Raw genomic sequence first — 20231 nt, forward strand, 5'->3', positions numbered from 1 at the left:
TCCTGCGACCCCGGACGCCTCTACCTCCCCACGATCATGGACCCCGTCTACGGCTACCAGGTCACCAACGTCGAGGCCTCCATGTCCTCGCCGTCCTCCCTGCTGCACTGGACCCGCCGCATGATCGAGATCCGCAAGCAGAATCCTGCCTTCGGACTGGGGTCCTACACCGAGCTGCAGTCCTCCAACCCGGCGGTGATCGCGTTCCTGCGCGAGTACGAGGACGATCTCGTCCTCTGCGTGCACAACTTCTCGCGGTTCGCCCAGCCGACGGAGCTGGACCTCAGGCGCTTCAACGGCCGGCACCCGGTGGAGCTGTTCGGCGGGGTCCGCTTCCCCGCGATCGGCGAGCTGCCGTACCTGCTCACCCTGGCGGGGCACGGCTTCTACTGGTTCCGGCTGCGCGCGGAGCCTGCCTGACCGGCGCACCTGGTGGTGAGCGCCCCGCAAGGGGCGCGGGGAACTGCGCGACCAGCCCCCACCGGCCCGCAGACGAAGAACCGCACACCCAGCGGAGCGCGAAGGCACAGTCCACCCCGGGCGGCGCCGGTCGGTTTCCTCCGGCCCGCCCGGGGCACGCATCACTAACGCCCCCGACGACCGGGGAAAGGACGTACCGCCATGGCGGAAACGGTCAGCCCCTCCACTCCCGCTCTCCTCGCCTCGCTCGACCCCCTGCTGCGCGAGTGGCTGCCCCGGCAGCGCTGGTTCGCCGGCAAGGGATCCCCGGTCACCGGCTTCTCCCCGGTGGCCGAGACCGAACTCCTGCCGTCGGACGCCCGGCTGGGCCTGCACCATCTCCTGGTCCGCGCCCACCAGCCGCCCGCCCCCGCCGAGGCCGGCGACTGCTACCAGCTCCTCATAGGCGTGCGCGAGGCGCTGCCGCCCCGGCTGGCGCCCGCGCTGATCGGACACCTGGCCGACGGCCCGCTGGCCGGGCACACGGTCTACGACGCGCTGTACGACCCCCGGCCCGCCGAGGTGCTCCTGGAGGCCCTGCGCACCCGGGCCCGCATCGGCGGCCTGCGCTTCGAGCGCGACCCCGGTCAGGAGATACGCGACGGGCTGGTGGCCCGGCTGCTGACCGCCGAGCAGTCCAACTCCTCGGTCGTCTACGGAGATACGTTCATCCTGAAGCTGTTGCGCCGGGTCGTGCCCGGCGTCAACCCCGACCTGGAGATACCCCTGGCGCTGGCCCGCGAGGGCTGTGCCCGGGTGCCCGCACCGACGGCCTGGCTGCAGGCGGAGCCGGCCGGCGGGCCCGGCGAGCCGTACGTCCTCGCCGTCCTCCAGCCCTTCGTGCGCGGCGCCACCGACGGCTGGGAGCTGGCGCTGCGCGAGCTGGCCAAGGGCGAGGACTTCACCGCAGAGGCGCGGGCACTGGGGCGGGCCACCGCCGAGGTGCACACCGCACTGGCCCGGGCGCTGCCCACCGTCACCCTGGGCCGCGCCCAGCTGGAGCCGCTGGCCGAGGGCATGACCGAGCGGCTGGCGGCGGCCGTGCAGGCGGTGCCGGCGCTGCGGCCGTACGAGGACGGGCTGCGGTCCGCCTACACCGCGCTGGCCGACCTGGCCGCCGAGGGCCGCACCTGGACCGCCCAGCGCGTCCACGGCGACCTGCACCTGGGGCAGTGCCTGCGGGCACCGTCCGGTGAGTGGTCGCTGATCGACTTCGAGGGGGAGCCGGCCCGCCCGCTGGCCGAACGCCGGATGCCGCAGCCGCCGGTGCGGGACATCGCCGGGATGCTGCGCTCCTTCGACTACGCGGCCCACTCGGTGACCCCGGCCGCCCCGGACTGGGCGCGACGGTGCCGGGCGGCCTACTGTTCCGGATACGCCGAGATCACCGGCGCCGACCCGCGTACCGATCCCGTCCTGCTGCGGGCCCACGAGACCGACAAGGCCGTCTACGAGGTCGTCTACGAGGCCCGGCACCGCCCCGACTGGCTGCCCGTCCCGCTGTCGGCCGTACACCGCCTGGCCACCCCCGACCCGACCTGATCATCCCCGGGAGACGCGTCCGTGACCTCCAAGAACCCCGTGTCCGTAGCCGCCGGCGACCGTGAACGGCTGCTGCACGGCACCCATCACGACCCGCACTCGGTGCTGGGCGCGCATCCGGTCCCGGGCGGGATCGCCGTCCGCGCGTTCCGCCCGTACGCCCGCGCGGTGACGGCCGTCGCGGGCAAGGACCTGCGGGCCGAACTGCACGACGACGGCGACGGCTTCTTCTCCGCCCTGCTCCCCCTCTCCGAGGTGCCGGTCTACCGGCTGCTTGTGGAGTACGACGGGACGGTCCGGGAGACCGAGGACGCGTACCGCTTCCTGCCCACCCTCGGCGACCTGGACCTGCACCTGATCGGCGAGGGCCGGCACGAGCGGCTGTGGGAGGCGCTCGGTGCGCGTCCGGCCGTCCACCAGGGCGTGCCGGGCACCCGGTTCGCGGTGTGGGCGCCGAACGCACGGGGCGTGCGGGTGGCCGGCGGCTTCAACTTCTGGGACGGCACCGGGTTCCCGATGCGCTCGCTCGGCTCCTCGGGGATATGGGAGCTGTTCCTGCCGGGCATCGGCGAGGGCGAGCTGTACAAGTTCGAGATCACCCGCCCGGACGGCTCCCGGACGCTGCGGGCGGACCCGATGGCCCGCCGTACCGAGGTGCCGCCGCAGACGTCGTCGATCGTGACGGTGTCCCGGCACGAGTGGGACGACGCGGAGTGGATGGCGCAGCGCGGCGACACCCCCGTCCACGAGGCGCCCTTCTCGGTCTACGAGGTGCACCTGCCGTCCTGGCGCCCCGGCCTCAGCTACCGCGAACTGGCCGCGCAACTGCCCGCCTACGTCCGCGACCTGGGCTTCACGCACGTGGAGCTGATGCCGGTCGCCGAGCACCCCTTCGGCGGCTCCTGGGGCTACCAGGTCACCGGCTTCTACGCGCCGACGGCCCGGCTCGGCACCCCCGACGACTTCAAGTACCTGGTGGACGCGCTGCACCGGGCGGGCATCGGGGTGCTGATGGACTGGGTGCCGGCGCACTTCCCGCGGGACGACTGGGCGCTGGCGGAGTTCGACGGCCGCCCGCTGTACGAGCACGCGGACCCGCTGCGGGCCGCGCATCCCGACTGGGGCACCCTGGAGTTCGACTTCGGCCGCCGCGAGGTACGCAACTTCCTGGTCGCCAACGCCGTGTACTGGTGCGAGGAGTTCCACATCGACGGCCTGCGCGTCGACGCGGTCGCCTCCATGCTCTACCTCGACTACTCGCGCGAGCCGGGCCAGTGGACGCCGAACGAGCACGGCGGCCGGGAGAACCTGGACGCGGTCGCGTTCCTCCAGGAGATGAACGCGACCGTCTACCGCCGTGCCCCGGGTGTCGTCACCATCGCCGAGGAGTCGACGGCCTGGGAGGGCGTGACCCGCCCCACCGACACCGGCGGGCTCGGCTTCGGCCTGAAGTGGAACATGGGCTGGATGCACGACTCGCTGGAGTACATGTCCCACGAGCCCGTGCACCGCAAGTACCACCACCACGAGATGACCTTCTCGATGGTCTACGCGTACAGCGAGAACTACGTCCTGCCCATCTCCCACGACGAGGTCGTGCACGGCAAGCGCTCGCTCGTCTCCAAGATGCCCGGCGACTGGTGGCAGCAGCGCGCCAACGACCGTGCCTACCTGGCCTTCATGTGGGCCCACCCCGGCAAGCAGCTCCTCTTCATGGGGCAGGAGTTCGCGCAGGGCGCGGAGTGGTCGGAGGCGCACGGCCCGGACTGGTGGCTGCTCGACCCGGAGTACGGTGCGGCGGCCGACCACCGGGGCGTGCGGGACCTGGTCCGCGACCTCAACTCGGTGTACCGGGCGACCCCGGCCCTGTGGCAGCGGGACACGGCACCCGAGGGTTTCCAGTGGATCGTGGGCGACGCGGCGGAGGACGACGTGTTCGCGTTCCTCCGCCTGGACGCCGAGGGCACACCGCTGCTCTCCGTCTCCAACCTCTCCCCCGTGGTCCGCGACTACCGCCTGGGCGTCCCGGACGAGATCCCCGCCTGGCACGAGACCCTCAACACCGACCTGGCCCGCTACGGCGGCAGCGACGTCACCAACCCCGACCCGGTCAAACCGGAGCCGCAGGGCAGCCACGGCCGCCCCGCGAGCATCCGTCTGACCCTGCCGCCGCTGGCTACGGTGTGGCTGCGGCCTGCCTGAGCCCGTCCGGCAGGCCGCCGGTGTACAGCACGCCCAGCCGCTGGGTGGCCCGGGTCAGCGCCACGTACAGGTCGCTGGTGCCGTAGCGGGCCGGTTCGACGACGAGGACGGAGTCGAATTCGAGTCCCTTGGCCTGGCGCGGGTCGAGCAGGACGACGGTCCGCGTCAGGTCGGGCTCGGCGCCGGCGGTGACGCCGTCCAGGCGGGCGGCGAGGGTGCGGTGCAGGTCGCGGGGGGCGATCACGGCCAGCCGGCCCTCGGTGGGGGCGAGTTCGGCGACCGCCTTCTCGACGGCGCCCGGGAGGTCGTCGTACGCCTGCCGGATCCACGGCCGCACGCCGGTCGAGCGGACCGAGCTCGGGGGCTCGAAGTCCGGGTGCTCGGCGCGGACCACGGCCGCCGCGAGGTCCATGATCTCGGACGGGGTGCGGTAGTTGACGCCGAGGCGGGTGTGCTCCCAGCGGTCCTCCACGTACGGGTGGAGGATGTCCGCCCAGGAGCCGACGCCCGCCGCCTCCGCGGTCTGGGCCGGGTCGCCGACCAGGGTCATCGAGCGGGTCGGGCTGCGCCGCATCAGCAGCCGCCACGCCATCGGCGACAGCTCCTGCGCCTCGTCCACGATGATGTGGCCGAACGCCCAGGTGCGGTCGGCCGCCGCCCGCTCGGCCGCGCTGCGGAAGTCCTCCTCCTCGTGGCGCTCGGCGAACCGCTCGGCGTCGATGATGTCGTGCGCGGACAGCACCTCGGAGGAGTCGGGGTCGCTGTCCTCCTTGTCGTCGAACTCGTAGGTGCGGGAGGCGTAGGAGACGTCGAGGACGCCCTGGGCGTAGGCGATCTGGGTCTCGCGCTCGCGCTCGGCGCGGGCCCGGGCGACCCGTTCGTCCACGCCGAGCAGCTCCGCCGCCTCGTCGAGGAGGGGCACGTCGGAGACCGTCCAGGTGCGGGTCACCGGGCGGCGGATCGCGGCCGCGTCCGCGTCGCTCACGTACCCCTCGGGACCGGCGAGGAAGTCGGCGACCAGGCGCTGCGGGGTCAGCCGCGGCCACAGCTGGTCGATGGCGGACCAGACCTCGGGGTTCTCGGCGAGTTCGTCGCGGATCTGGGTGATGTCGGAGGGGTCGAGCAGGCTGCTGCCGTCGAAGGGGTCGGTGCCCACGCGTTCGGCGTACAGGTCGGTGAGGGTGTTGAGGATGTGGCCCTCGAAGTGCTCGCGGGCCACGTTGTGCGGGAGCCGGGCGGCGCGGGTGCGCTCGCGGGCCATGTTGACCAGGCCGTCGTCGAGCATCAGCACCTCGCGGTCGTGCTCGATCGTGAGGACCGGGTCGGGCAGTGCCTGCCGGTCGCGTACGACCGCCGCCAGCACGTCGGCCATGTCGGCGCGGCCCTTCACGGCGGCCGCCTCGGGGGTGTCGGACGCGGTCGCCTTCACACCGGGGAACAGCTCGCCGACCGTCGCCAGCAGCACTCCCGTCTCGCCCAGCGAGGGCAGCACCTCGCCGATGTAGCCGAGGAAGGCGGGGTTCGGGCCGACGATCAGGACCGCCCGCTTGGCGAGCAGCTCCCGGTACTCGTAGAGGAGGAAGGCGGCGCGGTGCAGCGCGACCGCCGTCTTTCCCGTCCCCGGCCCGCCCTCGACCACCAGGATCCCGCGGTGGGGCGCCCGGATGATCTCGTCCTGCTCGGCCTGGATGGTCTGCACGATGTCGGTCATCCGGCCGGTGCGGGCCGAGTTGAGCGCGGCGAGCAGCACCGCGTCGCCGGACGGGTCCTCGTGGCCGGTGCGCTCGCGGTCGCCGAGGTCGAGGAACTCGTCGTGCAGGGAGGCGACCCGGCGGCCGTCGGTGGCGATGTGCCGGCGGCGGCGCAGGCCCATCGGGGTGTGGCCGGTGGCCAGGTAGAAGGGGCGGGCGACCTCGGCACGCCAGTCGACGAGGACCGGGGTGCGCTCGGCGTCGTCCAGACGCAGCCCGATCCGCCCGATGTGGTACTTCGTGCCGGAGGTCAGGTCGATGCGGCCGAAGCACAGGGACCCGTCGACGGCGTTCAGCGCGGCGAGCAGCCCGGACCGCTCGGCGACCAGGATGTCCCGCTCCAGGCGGGCCTGCATCGGCTTGTCGCCGAGGGCGAGGGCGTCCGCGACCGAGTCCTCGGTGTCGCCGCGCAGGGCGTCCACCCGTGCGTACAGTCCGTCGACGAATTCCTGCTCGTGACGCAATTCATCGTCCGGAAATTCGGTGTTTGACAATTCCACTCCCGCCCGGATATACTGTGCCCACTGAACTTCTCCGCGACTTCATCGACTTCGCCTCGACCTGAAGTCGCGAACTCTTGAATATACGCAAAGAAATCCCCCGGACGCAATTGTCCGGGGGATTCTTCGTATTACCGGTCGGTTCAGCGCAGCATGTCGGGCAGTGCGTCGGCCAGCTCCTCCAACAGCCGCCGCTTGGGCCGGGCGCCCACCATCGACCGCACCGGCTCGCCGTCCCGGAACACCATGAACGTCGGCATCGACAGCACCTTGTAGGCGTTCGTCGTCTCCGGATTGGTGTCCACGTCCAGCTGCACCACCTTCAGCCGTTCGCCCTCCTCCGCCGCGAGGGCCGTCAGCACCGGGCCCATCTGCCGGCACGGCGGGCACCAGTCGGCGGTGAACTCCACCAGCACCGGCAGCTCCGCCCCGATCACCTCCGCCGCGAAGTCCGCGTCCGTCACCTCGGCCACACCCGCCGCCTTGATCATCGCCCGGTCCCTCCCAGTTCGCAGACCGGCTCCGGGCCCCCCGGAGCCAGCGCCTCGACGGCCAGCACTCCCCCACTCTCGGCTTCGCTCGAGCGGGGGGACCCCCATCGGGCCCGCTCGGCCCGCTCCAGCTGGGCCCCGACGGTCGCCCGCACGGCCTGCAGCTCGCCGATGAGCGAGTCCAGCTCCGCCAGCTTGCGCCGGTAGACCGCGAGCGACGCCGGGCAGGCGTCGCCCTCCGGGTGCCCGGCCCGCAGACACTCCACGAACGGCCGGGTCTCCTCCAGCTCGAACCCGGCCTCCCGCAGCGTCCGGATCTGCGTCAGCAGCCGCAGATCGCTCTCGTCGTACGTCCGGTGCCCGTTCCCGGCCCGCCGCGCGGGCAGCAGCCCGCGCGCCTCGTAGTACCGCAGCGCGCGCGTGGTGGTCCCGGCCCGTGCGGCCAGCTCGCCGATTCGCATGCCTACGACGGTAGGACTTGACGCCGACGTCAAGGCAAGCTCGGTTCGACGCCCGCGGACTCCTCGACCTCGAGCAGCGAGGCACTGTGCCGCTCCTCGTCGAAGGCCCTGCGCCCGCCCCGCAGCCCGAACAGCCGCTTGGCGAGGGCGATGTAGAGCACGGCGAGGATGTTCAGCACGAGGGTCGCGATCTTCAGGTAGCTGACCTTCTCGGTGAGCTCGAAGATCTCCAGCGGCAGGAAGGCGGCGGTGGCGATCACCGTCAGGTACTCCGCCCACCGCTTGGCGTACCAGAGGCCGACCGCCTCGACGAGTTCGATCAGCGCGTACGCCAGCAGCAGCCCGGCCACCAGCAGCAGCGTGGAGTGCTTGTACCCGAAGGCCTTCTGGATCGACCCGACGACCGGTGAGTGGTCGAGGTCGTAGTGGAAGTGCTTGAAGACCGGCCGGAACGTGTCCAGGTACTCGTTGAAGAGCCTGCGCACCGCGTCCTGGCTGTTGCTGAACTTCCACACCGCGACCGCGACCAGCACGATGAACACCCCGCGCACGGCCCGCTCGATCGCCAGGAAGCGCAGGATGAACAGGTCCCGCAGCACCTTCCCGCGCGGCACCAGCGGAGCGTCCGCGGCCGGCCCCGAGCCGTGCGGCTCGCCGAGCGCGAAGTCCCCGCAGCGCAGGCAGCGCCAGGCGTCCCCCACCGCGGTCTGCGCGTGCAGCCGGACCCGCAGCCGCGGATCGTCCGGGGCATAGGTCACATGCCCCTTGCGTGCGCAGTGCCGACGGTCCCAGTCGATCGCCATCCCCCGTGCCTCCAAATGCTGATGTGCCGTTCCCGTTGAACAGGAACGGCACGTTAGTGGATACGTCTGACAGGCGGGACCGAGGGGGTGGACCGGGCGGCTGGACAACGGGGGGAGTTTCCAGCCGCCCGGAGAACGGTGACCGGACGGCCGGCCCGGGTTCAGGCCGAGCCGGACGTCCGGCGGCTCGCACGGCGCCCCGTCAGGGGCGCTGGGGGTACCCCCGGCCGAAGGCTGGGGGAGGAACTGCGCGACCAGCCCCCCACGCACCCGCAGCCGACGACGATGGCGACTACGCCTTCGCCAACTCCTCCCGCTGCTCAGGAAGGTCCGGCGCAACCACCGGCTCCCCCTCGTCCAGCAGCGTCTTCTCGTCGAACGGCAGCTCACCCGCGAGCACCCGCTGCACCCGCCCCTTGTCGATCTCCTTGGTCCAGGTGCCGATCAGGACGGTCGCGACCGCGTTGCCCGCGAAGTTGGTCAGCGCGCGGGCCTCGCTCATGAACCGGTCGATGCCGACGATCAGACCGACGCCGTCCACCAGCGCGGGCTTGTGCGACTGGAGGCCGCCGGCCAGCGTGGCGAGGCCGGCGCCGCTGACGCCCGCCGCGCCCTTCGAGGCCAGCAGCAGGAAGAGCAGCAGCGGGATCTGCTCGCCGACCGACATCGGCGTGCCGAGGGCGTCCGCGATGTACAGCGACGCCATGGTCATGTAGATCATGGTGCCGTCGAGGTTGAAGGAGTACCCGGTCGGGACGGTGATGCCGACGACCGGCTTGCTGATGCCCAGGTGCTCCATCTTCGCGATGAGCCGCGGCAGCGCGGACTCGGAGGAGGAGGTGGAGAGGATCAGCAGGAACTCGCGGGCGAGGTACTTGAACAGCAGGAGGATGTTGAGCCCGGAGACGAGCCGCAGCACCGTGCCCAGCACCACAAAGACGAAGAGCAGGCAGGTGACGTAGAAGCCGAGCATCAGCACGGCCAGGCTCTTGAGCGCGTCCAGGCCGGCGGACCCGACGACGGCGGCGATCGCACCGAACGCACCGATCGGCGCGGCCCACATGATCATGCCCAGGATGCGGAAGACGAGCCGCTGGATGTGCTCGATGCCCCGCAGCACCGGCTGCCCGGCCGACCCCATGGCCTGCAGCGCGAACCCGGCGAGCAGCGCGATCAGCAGCGTCTGCAGCACCTGGCCCTCGGTGAAGGCGGAGACGAACGTGGTCGGGATGATCGACAGCACGAAGTCGACGCCGCCGAGCGCCTCGGAGTCCACCTGGGCGTGCCCGGTGGCCTTGAGGGCGTTGGTGATGTGCAGCCCGTCACCGGGGTGCAGGATGTTGCCGACCACCAGGCCGATGGTGAGCGCGACCAGCGACATCACCAGGAAGTAGCCGAGTGCGATGCCGCCCACGGCACCGACCTTGGCGGCCTTCCGTACGGACCCGATCCCGAGCACGATCGTGCAGAAGATGATCGGCGAGATCATCATCTTGATCAGGCTGACGAAGCCGGTCCCGAGCGGCTTCAGCTCGACGCCGGCGTCGGGCCAGACGAGCCCCACGACGATGCCGAGGGCCACCGCGGCGATCACGGCGATGTACAGGTAATGGGTGCGGTCCCGCTTCACAGCGGGTGCGGCAGGTGCCGTATCGGGGGTGCTGGCTGCGGCCACGGCTGCCCTCCTTGACGTCTTCGTCGGTACCACCGGCGTGCGGCTCACGTCCGGGCGATGTGGGGGATGCCGTGACTATCTCCCGCTCTGTGAGGGCGGTCACCCTTCCGTTCATTGAGTTCATGCCCGACCCGGGAGGCACACTGCTGACATGCGTTTTCCGTCCGCTCCCCGCCCCCGCAGCCTGGCCGGCCAGCTCTTCGCCATGCAGGCCGTGCTGATAGCGGTCGTGGTCGCCGGTTACGCGCTGTTCACCTACGTCAGCGACCGCCACCAGGCGGAGGAGGCGGCGACCCGGCAGGCGACGGCGGTGGCCCGGTCGGTCGCCGACTCCCCCTCCGTCCGCGCGGCGATCCACACCGCGGACCCCACGGCCGAGCTCCAGCCGTACGCCCTCCAGGTGATGCGCGACACGGAGGTCGACTTCATCACGATCATGACCCCGAACGGCATCCGCTGGACCCACCCCGACCAGACCCAGATCGGCAAGCACTACCTCGGCCACATCGAGGCGGCCCAGCAGGGCCACACCTTCAGCGAGACCTACAAGGGCACCCTCGGCGCCTCCGTGCGCACGGTGACCCCGGTGGAGGAGAACGGCCGGGTGATCGGCCTGGTGAGCGCCGGCATCAAGGTGGAGGCGATCAGCCAGCGCGTCCAGGAGCAGGTGACGGCGCTGCTCGGGGTGGCGGCGAGCGCGCTGCTGCTGGGCGCGCTCGGCACGTACGTCGTCAACGCGCGCCTGCGCCGCCACACCCACGGCATGAACGCCGCGGAGCTGAGCCACATGCACGACTACCACCAGGCGGCGCTGCACGCGGTGCGCGAGGGGTTGCTGATGCTGGACGGCCAGTACCGGGTGGCGCTGATCAACGACGGGGGGCGGGAGCTGCTGGGGGTGGGCGCCGAGGCGGACGTGATCGGGCGGTCGGTGGCCGAGCTGGGCCTGCCGGCCCCGCTGACCGGCGCGCTGCTGGCCTCCGAGCCCCGGGTGGACGAGGTGCACCTGACGGCGGACCGGGTGCTGGTGGTGAACACGTCCCCGGTCTCGGGCGGTGAGCGGCGCGGCACCGTGGCCACCCTCCGGGACGTCACCGAACTCCAGTCGCTGATGGGCGAGTTGGACTCGGAGCGCGGCTTCACGCAGGCGCTGAGGTCGCAGGCCCACGAGGCGGCGAACCGCCTGCACACGGTGGTGTCCCTGATCGAGCTGGGCAGGGCCTCGGAGGCCGTCGACTTCGCGACCGCGGAGCTGGAGCTGGCGCAGGCGCTGACCGACCAGGTGGTGGCCGCGGTCAGCGAACCGGTCCTCGCCGCCCTGCTGCTGGGCAAGACCGCGCAGGCGAACGAGCGGGGCGTGGAGCTGGTGGTCTCGGACGAGAGCCGGCTGGATGACGGTTTGCTACCGGAGAGCCTGTCGGCGCGCGATCTGGTGACGATCCTCGGCAACCTGATCGACAACGCGGTGGACGCGGCCCAGGGGACGGTCAGGGCGCGCGTGACGGTGACCGCGTACGCGGAGGGCACCGAGTTGGTGATGCGGGTGACGGACACGGGCGCGGGGGTCGACCCCGCCCACGCCGAGCTGGTCTTCCAGCGCGGCTTCTCGACGAAGCCGGCGGGACCGGGCGGGCGGGGGCTGGGGCTGGCCCTGGTACGGCAGGCGGTCGTACGGCTGGACGGCACCCTGACGGTGACGGAGGCGCCGGAGGGCGGAGCGGTGTTCGAGGTACGGCTGCCGTTGCGGGCGTCGGTGACGGGGGGCGGGGCCGGATGACCGGGGATCCGATCAGAGTCCTGGTCGTCGAGGACGACCCGGTGGCCGCGGACGCGCATGTCCTGTACGTGGGCCGGGTGCCGGGGTTCGTGGCGGTGGGCAAGGCGCACACCGGGGCGGAGGCGCGCCGCATCCTGGACCGTACGCCGGTGGACCTGCTCCTCCTCGACCTGCACCTGCCGGACGTGCACGGCCTGCAGTTCGCGCGGTCGTTGCGGGCGGCGGGCCATCAGGCGGACGTCATAGCGGTGACGTCGGCACGGGACCTGGCGGTGGTCCGGGAGGGGGTCTCGCTGGGTGTCGTCCAGTACGTCCTGAAGCCCTTCACCTTCGCGACCCTCCGCGACCGGCTGACCCGGTACGCGGAGTTCCGGGCGGCGGCGGGCGAGGCGAGCGGCCAGGACGAGGTGGACCGGGCGCTGGCCGCCCTGCGGGCACCGACCCCGGCGGCACTGCCGAAGGGGCTGAGCGCACCGACCCTGGAGCGGGTGACGGTCGCGCTGCGGGAGTCACCGGAAGGGCTGACCGCGGCCGCGCTGGCGGAGAGCGTGGGGATCTCGCGGATCACGGCCCGGCGGTATCTGGAGCATCTGGTCGAGGCGGGGCGGGCCGGGCGGAGTCCGTTGTACGGGCAGGTGGGGAGGCCGGAGTTGGTCTACCGGTGGGGGCGGCGGTGAGCCTCTCGGCCTGGGCGCGGGCTCGGGTGGCTTCGGTGGGGCGTCGGCGGCTTGGGGGTAGCCAACCCGTGCCTCGGTGACGTGATGGGCGCCTTCACGGAGGTCAGCCGTGCTCGCGAGCGTCCGGTACGGCGTCAGGCCCGAACTCGTCCCGGTCTCGCCGGCCTCATGTACAGGAGCACCTGCGCCCCGAGCCCCACCACCGCGAGCGCCTCCAGCACCGACATCCCGACCAGCAGCCCACCACGGTCCCCGCCCGCCCAGAACACCACCAGCGCCGCCAGCGGCACCGCACAGAACGCCGTCAGGTCGATCACGGCCTGGATCGTCTTGCGGGTCCGCCGCCGCACGTCGGTCCGGTGGTAGGCCTCCCAGCCGAAGGTAGTGAAAACCCCGTCCGCGGCGGCCAGTTGCGCCAGACGCGGCCCCAACTCGTCCCGCACGTAGTACCCGATCGCCGAGATCTTCTCGTCGTTGACCAGGTACGTCCACCCGAGTACGACACACACCGGCGGCAGCGCCAGCAGCATCGACGCCTGCTTCGCCTGCGCGGCCGCGGCGATGACGGCGGCCACCACGCCGAGCGTCACGTACAGCAGATTGTCCCGGAACCCGATCCGCGCCTTCTGCTCGTCCTTGACCGTCTGGTACTCCGCGAGCAGCAACTGCCCGACGGTGACGCCTTGCTCCGGCATGCGAGCCCCTCCCCCGACGCCCCGGTCATCGCCCCGTAGCGTCGCACACATTCCCGATCACGGGTTGTCACGATTCGGACCCCGACATGGGTCCCCATCGCATCGACCGGTGAGCGGATGGCTTCTGCGGGAGCGGGTCGGTCAAGCGGCGAGGCCGTGCTCCGGGACAAGGTGACAGCGCCAATGGGCGGGAAGACCGCTGTTGCCGACCAGTGCGTGAAGTATCAGGACGGCTTCGCTCCCTTCAGGCCTTCAGCCGGCGCGGGTAACGTCGAGTCGGTCGGCGGTGACGTGGCGGACTGCGCCCTCAACCACACTCCGCTGTCGGACGCCCCTACGCCAAGGCGTGGGCACAGCGCAGGAAGGCAGAACCGACACCGTGAAGCTCCTGATCGTGGTCGCTTGTCTGGGTGCCCTGCTCTCGGCCGGCGGCACAGTACGGGTCGTGCTGCGACGGTTGAACATCCGCAGCCGGCCGGTGTTGACGTGCGCCGAGTTCGGTGGTGCCGAGCCCGGCACGGCGGTGATGCTTGTCGGCCGTACCGCCGCAGGCCCGGTACTCACCGCACCGCGCAGCCGCAGGCCTTGCGTCGGATATCACTCTGTTCGCATCCACAGCCGTGTGATCAGCAGCAACGCCGAGGAGACCACGAGAGTCGTCGGTCCCGCAGGGGGCGACACCACACTCTACGGCGACGGCGCGCGGGTCTTCCTCGCCGAACAGGTCCGGACGCGCAAACTGTTCATGGGAAATCTCCCGATGATGTTCATGGCCAGGCAGTTCGAGGATCCACGCAACACCGCGAGCAATCAGCGTACCGAGCAGGAGTTCATCGTCCCGGCAGATCGAGCCGTCGTGGCGGCCGGAGTGGTGGCGGTGACCACGGGTGATCCCTGCGAGCGGTTTCTGGACCGGGGCCACTGGACGGACGGCTCCACGCAAGGCGGCATCGATGCCCTGCTCCGCAGATTCGCCAGAGAAGTCGTCCTGGCGGTGATCGGTACGTTGGCGTTCGCGGGAGCCGCGATCCAGCTCACCTACCTCGCCGCTCGCTGACCGTCCGCTGTAGCTCGTTCAGATGATCACCCCCCCTGCGACCACCGCCTCCCGCGCCTGCAACACCGTCAACATCGCCACCGCACCAGCCACGCGACTTGAGCGCGGATAAGCCGCACCCATCCACAACTCCTGACAGTGACTCACGCCACTCCTCGTCTGCACCGTCACCGGCATGACCGAGGACCGGTACCGACGGGCGAGGCCCTCAACAGCGTCCGGATACGCCGCCCGCCCTGGGCGAGCCCTTCGATCGATCAGGGTTGCGCGATGTTCGCAGGAGACCTGGTAAGACTGCGCGCGCTGCGCCCCGAAGACGCTGAACACCATTTCCGGTGGCGCAATGACCCCGAGGTGGTGCGCCGGGCCGCAGGCGGAGACCCCTTGTTCGGCCCGGTCACAGCGGAAGCGATTCGGATCGGCTTCGACACCATGCTGCGACTGATCCCCAAGGAGTCGGCCGTGTTCACGGTCGAGGACCTGGCAGGCGGAACCGTGACAGGCATGGTCGACTACCGGGATCTCGACCCCTACGCCGGGATGGCCGCGCTCGGAGTCACCATCGGGGAACGGGGGTTCTGGGGCCGGGGCTACGGCAGTGACGCACTGCGGCTGCTGGTGGGCCACCTGTTCGGTGCGTACTGCCTGAACCGGCTGGAGCTGGACACCTGGAGCGGCAACGAGCGCGCCGTGCGCGCCTTCACCGGGCTGGGCTTCCGCGAGGAAGGCCGCCGCCGGCCGGCCGTATTGGTGCAGGGGAAGCGCTACGACCGCGTGCTCTTCGGAATGCTCCGCGAGGAGTGGGAGGGCCCGGAAGAACCCTTCTGCGGCGAGGGCGCCGACTGCTTCCGCCTCGGTACCGGCCCCCAAGGCAACCCCTACCAGGCCGTCGCGGGTCAGGAGCACACCTACCTCACCGACACCCGCGAAGCCCTCCGCGCCCTCATCCGCAACATCAAGGCCGGCAGAGCCGACCACCTGCTCTGACCCACGCCCCCGATCGCCAATCCCCTGCACGCACATTGACCTGACTAGACCACTCCACTTACCTTCACACGGCAAGAGAGACGAACCCCCAGGCCACAGCGCAGTGGCCGCCGAGGAGGTCGTGCCCGTGCGCCCCACCGCCGTCAGCATCGTTGCCCTCGCCCTCGTCACCGCCGCCGCCTCGCTCACCGCGTGCAGCGGCGGATCCGGAAGCAGTCCGGACACCGTGAAGGTCTCCTTCAAGCAGTCCATGGACAACTCCGTCAAGGTGACGGACACGTATCTCGCCGACATCAAGAAGCAGTTCGAGAAGGAGTACCCGGGGAAGAAGGTCGAGCTCGTTCCCATCAAGGCCTCGGACGCGGACTACTACACCAAGCTCCAGCAGATGCTGAGGTCCCCGCGCACCGCTCCCGACCTCGTCTACGAGGACACCTTCCTCATCAACTCGGACATCACCAGCGGGTACCTGAAGCCCCTCGACTCCTATCTCGCCAAGTGGCCGGACTGGGGGCAGTTCATCGACACCGCGAAGTCGGCGGCCAGAGGCGAGGACGGGAAGACGTACGGCGTCCCGGACGGCACCGACACCCGCGGACTCTGGTTCGACAAGCGGGTGTTCGAGAAGGCCGGGCTGCCCACCGACTGGCAGCCGAAGAACTGGGACGACGTGCTGGCCGCCGCCCGGACGATCAAGAAGAAGGTCCCCGGTGTGACGCCCCTCAACGTCTACACCGGCAAGGCCGCCGGCGAGACCGCCAGCATGCAGGGCTTCGAGATGCTGCTGTACGGCACCAACGACGGGACCGGCGACCCGCTCTACGACAAGACGAGCAAGAAGTGGATCGCCGGGAGCCAGGGGTTCAAGGACGCGCTGTCGTTCGTCGAGACCGTGTACAAGGACAAGCTGGGGCCGGACGTCTCCGACGCGCTCGACCCCAACTACCGGAACACCGTCTGGGGTGAGCTCATGCCCCAGGGCAAGCTGGGCATCAACCTCGACGGCTCCTGGCTGCCGCAGAACTGGCTCCAGGGCAGCGGTCACGAGTGGCCCGACTGGTCGACGCAGCTCGGTCTCGCCTACATGCCGACCCAGCACGGTCAGGCCCCCGGCAAGGTGAGCATGTCCGGCGGCTGGACCTGGGCCGTCCCCGCCAAGGCCGGCAACCCCGACCTCGCCTTCGACTTCATCAAGACCATGCAGACCAAGGCGAACGCCCAGAAGTGGTACATCGCCAACTCGGGGATCGCGGTGCGCAAGGACGTCGCGAGCGACCCGTCGTACACGTCCGCCCAGCCCGGCATCAAGTTCTTCACCGATCTCGTCGCCAGCACGCACTACCGGCCCGCCTACACGGCCTACCCGAAGGTCTCCACCGCCATCCAGGAGGCCATGGAGAGCGTGACCACCGGTGACGCGTCGGTCGACAAGGCCGCGCGTACCTACGACTCGAACCTCAAGGACGTCACCGACGGCCAAGTGGTCACCCGGTGAGTCAGCCGGTGAGGCGACCCGTGGTCGCGCGGCGCATCGCCCGCGGCCTCCCGCTCACCCCCGCCCTGGTCCTGATCCTCCTCTTCCTGGGCGGGCCGATCGTCTACTGCGCCTGGATCGCCTTCACCGACCTCCAGCTCACCGGGCAGGCGCACTCGTCCTTCGTCGGTCTCGCCAACTTCCGCAGGGCGTTCCGGGACGACGCCTTCCTGAACGCCGTCTGGCTGACCCTCGTCTTCACCGTGCTGTCCTCGCTCGTCGGCCAGAACACGCTGGGGCTGGCGCTCGCCGCGCTGATGCGGCGGGCGTCGAAGCCGGTGCGGACGCTCACCGGGGGGATCGTGGTCACGGCGTGGGTGCTGCCCGAGGTCGTCGCCGGGTTTCTGCTGTACGCCTTCTTCCGCAGGGAGGGCACGCTCAACGCGATCCTCGACTTCCTCCATCTGCCGTCCCAGAACTGGCTGTTCACGCTGCCGATCCTCGCGGTGTCGTTCGCCAACGTGTGGCGGGGCACGGCCTTCTCGATGCTGGTCTACTCCGCCGCCCTCGACGAGATACCCAACGAGATCGAGGAGTCGGCGGAGGTGGACGGCGCCGGCGGCTGGCGGCGGATGTGGCACATCACGCTGCCGATGATCCGGCGCTCCATCGGGACGAACCTCATGCTCAACACCCTCCAGACGCTCTCCGTCTTCGGGCTGATCTGGGTGATGACCCGCGGCGGGCCCGGCGACAGGAGCCAGACGCTGCCCCTCTTCATGTACGAACAGGCCTTCCAGAACAGCATGATCGGGTACGGGACCGCGGTCGCCCTGCTCCTTCTCCTGGTCGGTTCGCTCTTCTCCGTCGTCTACATGCGCCTACTGCGCACGGAGGTGTGAACCGGACCATGTCCCGCCGTCAACGACGCTCGCACCGGCTCGCCGCCGACCTCGGGCTGCTGATCGTGGCCGCCGCCTTCGTGCTGCCGCTCGCCTGGGTGGTCCTGTCCGCCGTCGATCCGCACGCCGGCCTGCGGGTCAGGATCCCGGACGGGTTCACCTTCGGGAACTTCGACGCGATCCTCACCCCGGACATCACCTACACCCCGCTGCTCAACAGCCTGGTCCTGTGCGGCGGCGCCACCGCGCTCACCGTCGTCTGCGCCGCCCTCGCCGCCTACCCGCTCTCCCGCTACCGCTCCCGGTTCAACCGGCCGTTCCTGCTCTCCATCCTCTTCGCCACGAGTCTCCCCATCACCGCGATCATGGTGCCGGTGTACGCGCTGTTCGTACGGATCAACCTCATCGACACCATGCAGGGCACGATCCTGTTCTTCGCCGCCTCCCAGCTCCCCTTCGCCATCTGGCTGATGAAGAACTTCATGGACGGCGTCCCGAAGGAACTGGAGGAGGCCGCCTGGACGGACGGGGCGGGCTCCGCCCAGTCGCTGGTGCGGATCGTGCTGCCGCTGATGGGACCGGGCCTCGCCGTCGTCACCGTCTTCGCCTTCGTGATGATGTGGGGCAACTTCTTCGTCCCGTTCATGCTGCTGCTCTCGCCGGACCAGATGCCCGCCTCGGTCAGCATCAACGACTTCTTCGGCAACCGCGGCATGGTCGCGTACGGCCAGCTCGCCGCCTTCTCCGTCATCTACTCGACGCCGGTGATCCTGCTGTACGTGCTGGTCGCGCGGCGGCTGGGTGGTGGGTTCGCACTGGGCGGCGCCGTCAAGGGATGAACAGGTCGACCGTACGGTCGAATCCGTACGTTCCCACCATCCGTGTTCCTGGCCGAACGGACCGTAGTCAGTTCCCGCGCGCACCCTTACCTTGGCGGCTGTGCGCCGACCCCCAGCTCTGCCGAACCAGCCAGGTCCCCCCTTCAACGCCCCCGCCGCCCGCAGACTCCGGGCCGCGCTCTGTATGGGACCCGAGCACGTGGCGTACGACTTACAGGCCTCGTACGGCATGCCGTACGCCACCCCGAATCTCGTACTCGCCTGGGAGGGCGGGGAGTTGGTGCCCACCAGTCCCGAACTGACTGCCCTTGCGGGAGTGTTGTGGTGCACCCCGGGCGAACTGATCGGCCGCCCGCGGACCTTGCGCGAACACCGGATCGCCCGCGGCCTGGCCCCGGAGGACGTGGCGGCGGCCCTCGGTCTCGGTCTCCTGCCGTACCTGAAGCTGGAGGAGGACGAGGAGTGGCGGGGCACCGACCGCCTGACCGCCGCCCTGGCCGGTTTCCTCCACCTCTCCCTGCCGGACGTCATCACGCTCACAGGGAAGGAGGAGGAGCTGGCGGAACTGCTGCGCGGCGCGGTCACCACCACCCGGCGACAGCCCTACGTCCGCCAGGTGAGCAAGCTGATCCCCCTGGACAAGCGACTCATCGAACACACGCTCGACGAGCTGCACGATTCGTACCAAGCGCAACTGGCGACAACGCTGTCATGGAACGACTTCACCGCAACCAACCGGATACAGAAGCTGGGCGAGGACTTCCTGGCCGGGATCGTCACGCACTTCTGGAACGCAGCAAAAGGGGGCACTTCTTGAACACCCCCGACTGAAAGCGCCCCAAAGGGGCGCGGGGAACTGCGCGACCAGCCCCCACGCACCCGCAGTTCCGCTACAACCCCAACCGCCCCTTAGAAAACCGACTCCGCCTCGTCCATCCGATCCTTCGGCACCGTCTTCAACTCGGTCACCGCCTCCGCCAGCGGCACCATCGCGATGTCCGTCCCCCGCAGCGCCGTCATCCTCCCGAAGTCACCCCGGTGCGCCGCCTCCACCGCATGCCACCCGAACCGCGTCGCCAGGACGCGGTCGTAGGCCGTCGGCGTGCCGCCCCGCTGCACGTGTCCGAGGATGACCGGCTTGGCCTCCTTGCCGAGCCGCCGCTCCAGCTCGTACGCCAGGGCCGTACCGATGCCCAGGAAGCGCTCGTGGCCGTACTGGTCGATCTCGCCCTTGCCGTAGTCCATCGTGCCGTCGGCGGGATGGGCGCCCTCCGCCACGCACACCACGGCGAACTTCTTGCCGCGGGCGAAGCGCTCCTCGACCATCTTGACCAGGTCGGCCGGGTCGAAGGGCCGCTCGGGGAGGCAGATGCCGTGGGCGCCGGCCGCCATCCCGGACTCCAGGGCGATCCAGCCCGCGTGCCGGCCCATCACCTCGACGACCATCACCCGCTGGTGCGACTCGGCGGTCGTCTTCAGCCGGTCCATCGCCTCGGTGGCGACGCCCACCGCGGTGTCGAAGCCGAAGGTGCGGTCGGTGGAGGAGATGTCGTTGTCGATGGTCTTCGGGACGCCGACGACCGGGAGGCCCGCGTCGGACAGCATGCGGGCCGCCGTCAGCGTGCCCTCGCCGCCGATCGGGATCAGCGCGTCGATGCCGAACTCCTCGACCATGTCGGTGGCCCGGTCGCACGCCTCGCGCAGCCGGTCCCGCTCCAGCCGCGACGAACCCAGGATCGTGCCGCCGAGGGCCAGGATGCCGCTGACCGCGTCCAGGTCGAGGGTGCGGTAGTGGCCGTCGAGCAGGCCCCGGAAACCGTCCTCGAAACCGATGACCTCGTCGTCGTACTGGGCGACAGCCCGGTGCACCACCGATCGGATGACGGCGTTCAGGCCGGGGCAGTCGCCGCCTGCGGTGAGAACTCCGATGCGCATGGTG

At 70.6% G+C, this 20231-nt stretch carries 18 protein-coding genes and 1 pseudogene; 12 read left to right on the forward strand and 7 right to left on the reverse strand.

Annotated elements, in window-relative coordinates; translation table 11 throughout:
* From ACFZB3_RS31975 to glgB, 3 genes are all read left to right on the forward strand, one after another.
* The coding region (locus tag ACFZB3_RS31975) for an alpha-glucosidase C-terminal domain-containing protein (protein WP_391381509.1) at positions 1-420 on the forward strand (420 nt) is incomplete at its 5' end.
* A gap of 201 nt (positions 421-621) precedes the next feature.
* Positions 622-2001, forward strand: coding sequence for a phosphotransferase (locus ACFZB3_RS31980; protein ID WP_391381510.1), 1380 nt, complete (start codon positions 622-624; stop codon positions 1999-2001).
* Positions 2002-2022: 21 nt separating this feature from the next.
* Positions 2023-4203 (forward strand): 1,4-alpha-glucan branching enzyme, encoded by a 2181-nt coding sequence (glgB, locus tag ACFZB3_RS31985; RefSeq protein ID WP_391381511.1) that lies wholly within the window; start codon positions 2023-2025, stop codon positions 4201-4203.
* Here the strand turns inward: glgB and ACFZB3_RS31990 are convergent.
* From ACFZB3_RS31990 to ACFZB3_RS32010, 5 genes are all read right to left on the reverse strand, one after another.
* Positions 4178-6418, reverse strand: a complete 2241-nt coding sequence (locus ACFZB3_RS31990) for a HelD family protein (protein ID WP_391381512.1) — start codon at positions 6416-6418, stop codon at positions 4178-4180. The genes glgB and ACFZB3_RS31990 overlap by 26 nt on opposite strands.
* A 179-nt stretch (positions 6419-6597) precedes the next feature.
* Positions 6598-6927: a thioredoxin domain-containing protein gene (locus ACFZB3_RS31995; protein WP_391382148.1), complete on the reverse strand. Its 330-nt coding sequence runs from the start codon at positions 6925-6927 to the stop codon at positions 6598-6600.
* A gap of 14 nt (positions 6928-6941) precedes the next feature.
* A complete protein-coding gene (locus ACFZB3_RS32000; RefSeq protein ID WP_391381513.1) occupies positions 6942-7406 on the reverse strand; it encodes a MerR family transcriptional regulator in 465 nt (154 codons plus the stop codon).
* Positions 7407-7435: 29 nt separating this feature from the next.
* Positions 7436-8209, reverse strand: a complete 774-nt coding sequence (locus ACFZB3_RS32005; protein WP_391381514.1) for a DUF2127 domain-containing protein — start codon at positions 8207-8209, stop codon at positions 7436-7438.
* 292 nt (positions 8210-8501) lie between these two features.
* The gene (locus ACFZB3_RS32010) at positions 8502-9884 is read right to left on the reverse strand and encodes a cation:dicarboxylate symporter family transporter (RefSeq protein ID WP_391381516.1); all 1383 of its coding nucleotides are present in this window, start codon (positions 9882-9884) and stop codon (positions 8502-8504) included.
* 151 nt (positions 9885-10035) lie between these two features.
* Here ACFZB3_RS32010 and ACFZB3_RS32015 point away from each other — a divergent pair, with 151 nt between their 5' ends.
* A complete protein-coding gene (locus ACFZB3_RS32015) occupies positions 10036-11661 on the forward strand; it encodes an ATP-binding protein (RefSeq protein ID WP_391381518.1) in 1626 nt (541 codons plus the stop codon).
* On the forward strand, positions 11658-12338 hold the full coding sequence (locus ACFZB3_RS32020; protein WP_391381520.1) for a response regulator: 681 nt from the start codon (positions 11658-11660) through the stop codon (positions 12336-12338). The genes ACFZB3_RS32015 and ACFZB3_RS32020 overlap by 4 nt, the downstream gene beginning before the upstream one ends.
* Before the next feature lie 134 nt (positions 12339-12472).
* Here ACFZB3_RS32020 and ACFZB3_RS32025 read toward each other — a convergent pair whose 3' ends face one another.
* Entirely contained in the window at positions 12473-13033 is a 561-nt protein-coding gene (locus tag ACFZB3_RS32025; protein ID WP_391381522.1) for a hypothetical protein, read from the reverse strand.
* 379 nt (positions 13034-13412) lie between these two features.
* Between ACFZB3_RS32025 and ACFZB3_RS32030 the strand changes: the two genes are divergently transcribed.
* The 7 genes and pseudogenes from ACFZB3_RS32030 (at position 13413) to ACFZB3_RS32060 (ending at position 19109) form a co-directional block, all read left to right on the forward strand.
* Positions 13413-14090: a hypothetical protein gene (locus ACFZB3_RS32030; RefSeq protein WP_391381524.1), complete on the forward strand. Its 678-nt coding sequence runs from the start codon at positions 13413-13415 to the stop codon at positions 14088-14090.
* A gap of 270 nt (positions 14091-14360) precedes the next feature.
* Positions 14361-14855 (forward strand): annotated as a pseudogene (locus tag ACFZB3_RS32035) (GNAT family N-acetyltransferase); the annotation flags it as partial.
* 21 nt (positions 14856-14876) lie between these two features.
* Entirely contained in the window at positions 14877-15077 is a 201-nt protein-coding gene (locus tag ACFZB3_RS32040; protein WP_391382150.1) for a hypothetical protein, read from the forward strand.
* Between the two features lie 127 nt (positions 15078-15204).
* Positions 15205-16572, forward strand: a complete 1368-nt coding sequence (locus ACFZB3_RS32045; RefSeq protein ID WP_391381527.1) for an extracellular solute-binding protein — start codon at positions 15205-15207, stop codon at positions 16570-16572.
* An 8-nt stretch (positions 16573-16580) separates the two neighbouring features.
* On the forward strand, positions 16581-17453 hold the full coding sequence (locus tag ACFZB3_RS32050; RefSeq protein ID WP_391381529.1) for an ABC transporter permease subunit: 873 nt from the start codon (positions 16581-16583) through the stop codon (positions 17451-17453).
* 8 nt (positions 17454-17461) lie between these two features.
* On the forward strand, positions 17462-18292 hold the full coding sequence (locus ACFZB3_RS32055; RefSeq protein WP_391381532.1) for an ABC transporter permease subunit: 831 nt from the start codon (positions 17462-17464) through the stop codon (positions 18290-18292).
* Between the two features lie 100 nt (positions 18293-18392).
* Positions 18393-19109, forward strand: coding sequence for an XRE family transcriptional regulator (locus ACFZB3_RS32060; protein ID WP_391381534.1), 717 nt, complete (start codon positions 18393-18395; stop codon positions 19107-19109).
* 92 nt (positions 19110-19201) lie between these two features.
* On the opposite strand, the gene ACFZB3_RS32065 is transcribed toward ACFZB3_RS32060, so the two are convergent.
* Positions 19202-20227: an ATP-dependent 6-phosphofructokinase gene (locus ACFZB3_RS32065; RefSeq protein WP_391381536.1), complete on the reverse strand. Its 1026-nt coding sequence runs from the start codon at positions 20225-20227 to the stop codon at positions 19202-19204.
* Positions 20228-20231 lie beyond the last annotated feature (4 nt).

The organism is Streptomyces sp. NPDC008092 (assembly GCF_042957285.1).
In the GTDB taxonomy this organism is placed as follows: domain Bacteria; phylum Actinomycetota; class Actinomycetes; order Streptomycetales; family Streptomycetaceae; genus Streptomyces.

What these genes read in the sequence shown, in the direction of transcription:
- ACFZB3_RS31980 (WP_391381510.1), top strand. Translation starts at nt 622, where the DNA reads ATGGCGGAAACGGTCAGCCCCTCCACTCCCGCTCTCCTCGCCTCGCTC.
- ACFZB3_RS32040 (WP_391382150.1), top strand. Translation starts at nt 14,877, where the DNA reads ATGCTCCGCGAGGAGTGGGAGGGCCCGGAAGAACCCTTCTGCGGCGAG.
- ACFZB3_RS32000 (WP_391381513.1), bottom strand. Translation starts at nt 7,406, where the DNA reads ATGCGAATCGGCGAGCTGGCCGCACGGGCCGGGACCACCACGCGCGCG.
- ACFZB3_RS32005 (WP_391381514.1), bottom strand. Translation starts at nt 8,209, where the DNA reads ATGGCGATCGACTGGGACCGTCGGCACTGCGCACGCAAGGGGCATGTG.
- ACFZB3_RS32020 (WP_391381520.1), top strand. Translation starts at nt 11,658, where the DNA reads ATGACCGGGGATCCGATCAGAGTCCTGGTCGTCGAGGACGACCCGGTG.
- ACFZB3_RS32025 (WP_391381522.1), bottom strand. Translation starts at nt 13,033, where the DNA reads ATGCCGGAGCAAGGCGTCACCGTCGGGCAGTTGCTGCTCGCGGAGTAC.
- ACFZB3_RS32055 (WP_391381532.1), top strand. Translation starts at nt 17,462, where the DNA reads ATGTCCCGCCGTCAACGACGCTCGCACCGGCTCGCCGCCGACCTCGGG.
- ACFZB3_RS32065 (WP_391381536.1), bottom strand. Translation starts at nt 20,227, where the DNA reads ATGCGCATCGGAGTTCTCACCGCAGGCGGCGACTGCCCCGGCCTGAAC.
- ACFZB3_RS32015 (WP_391381518.1), top strand. Translation starts at nt 10,036, where the DNA reads ATGCGTTTTCCGTCCGCTCCCCGCCCCCGCAGCCTGGCCGGCCAGCTC.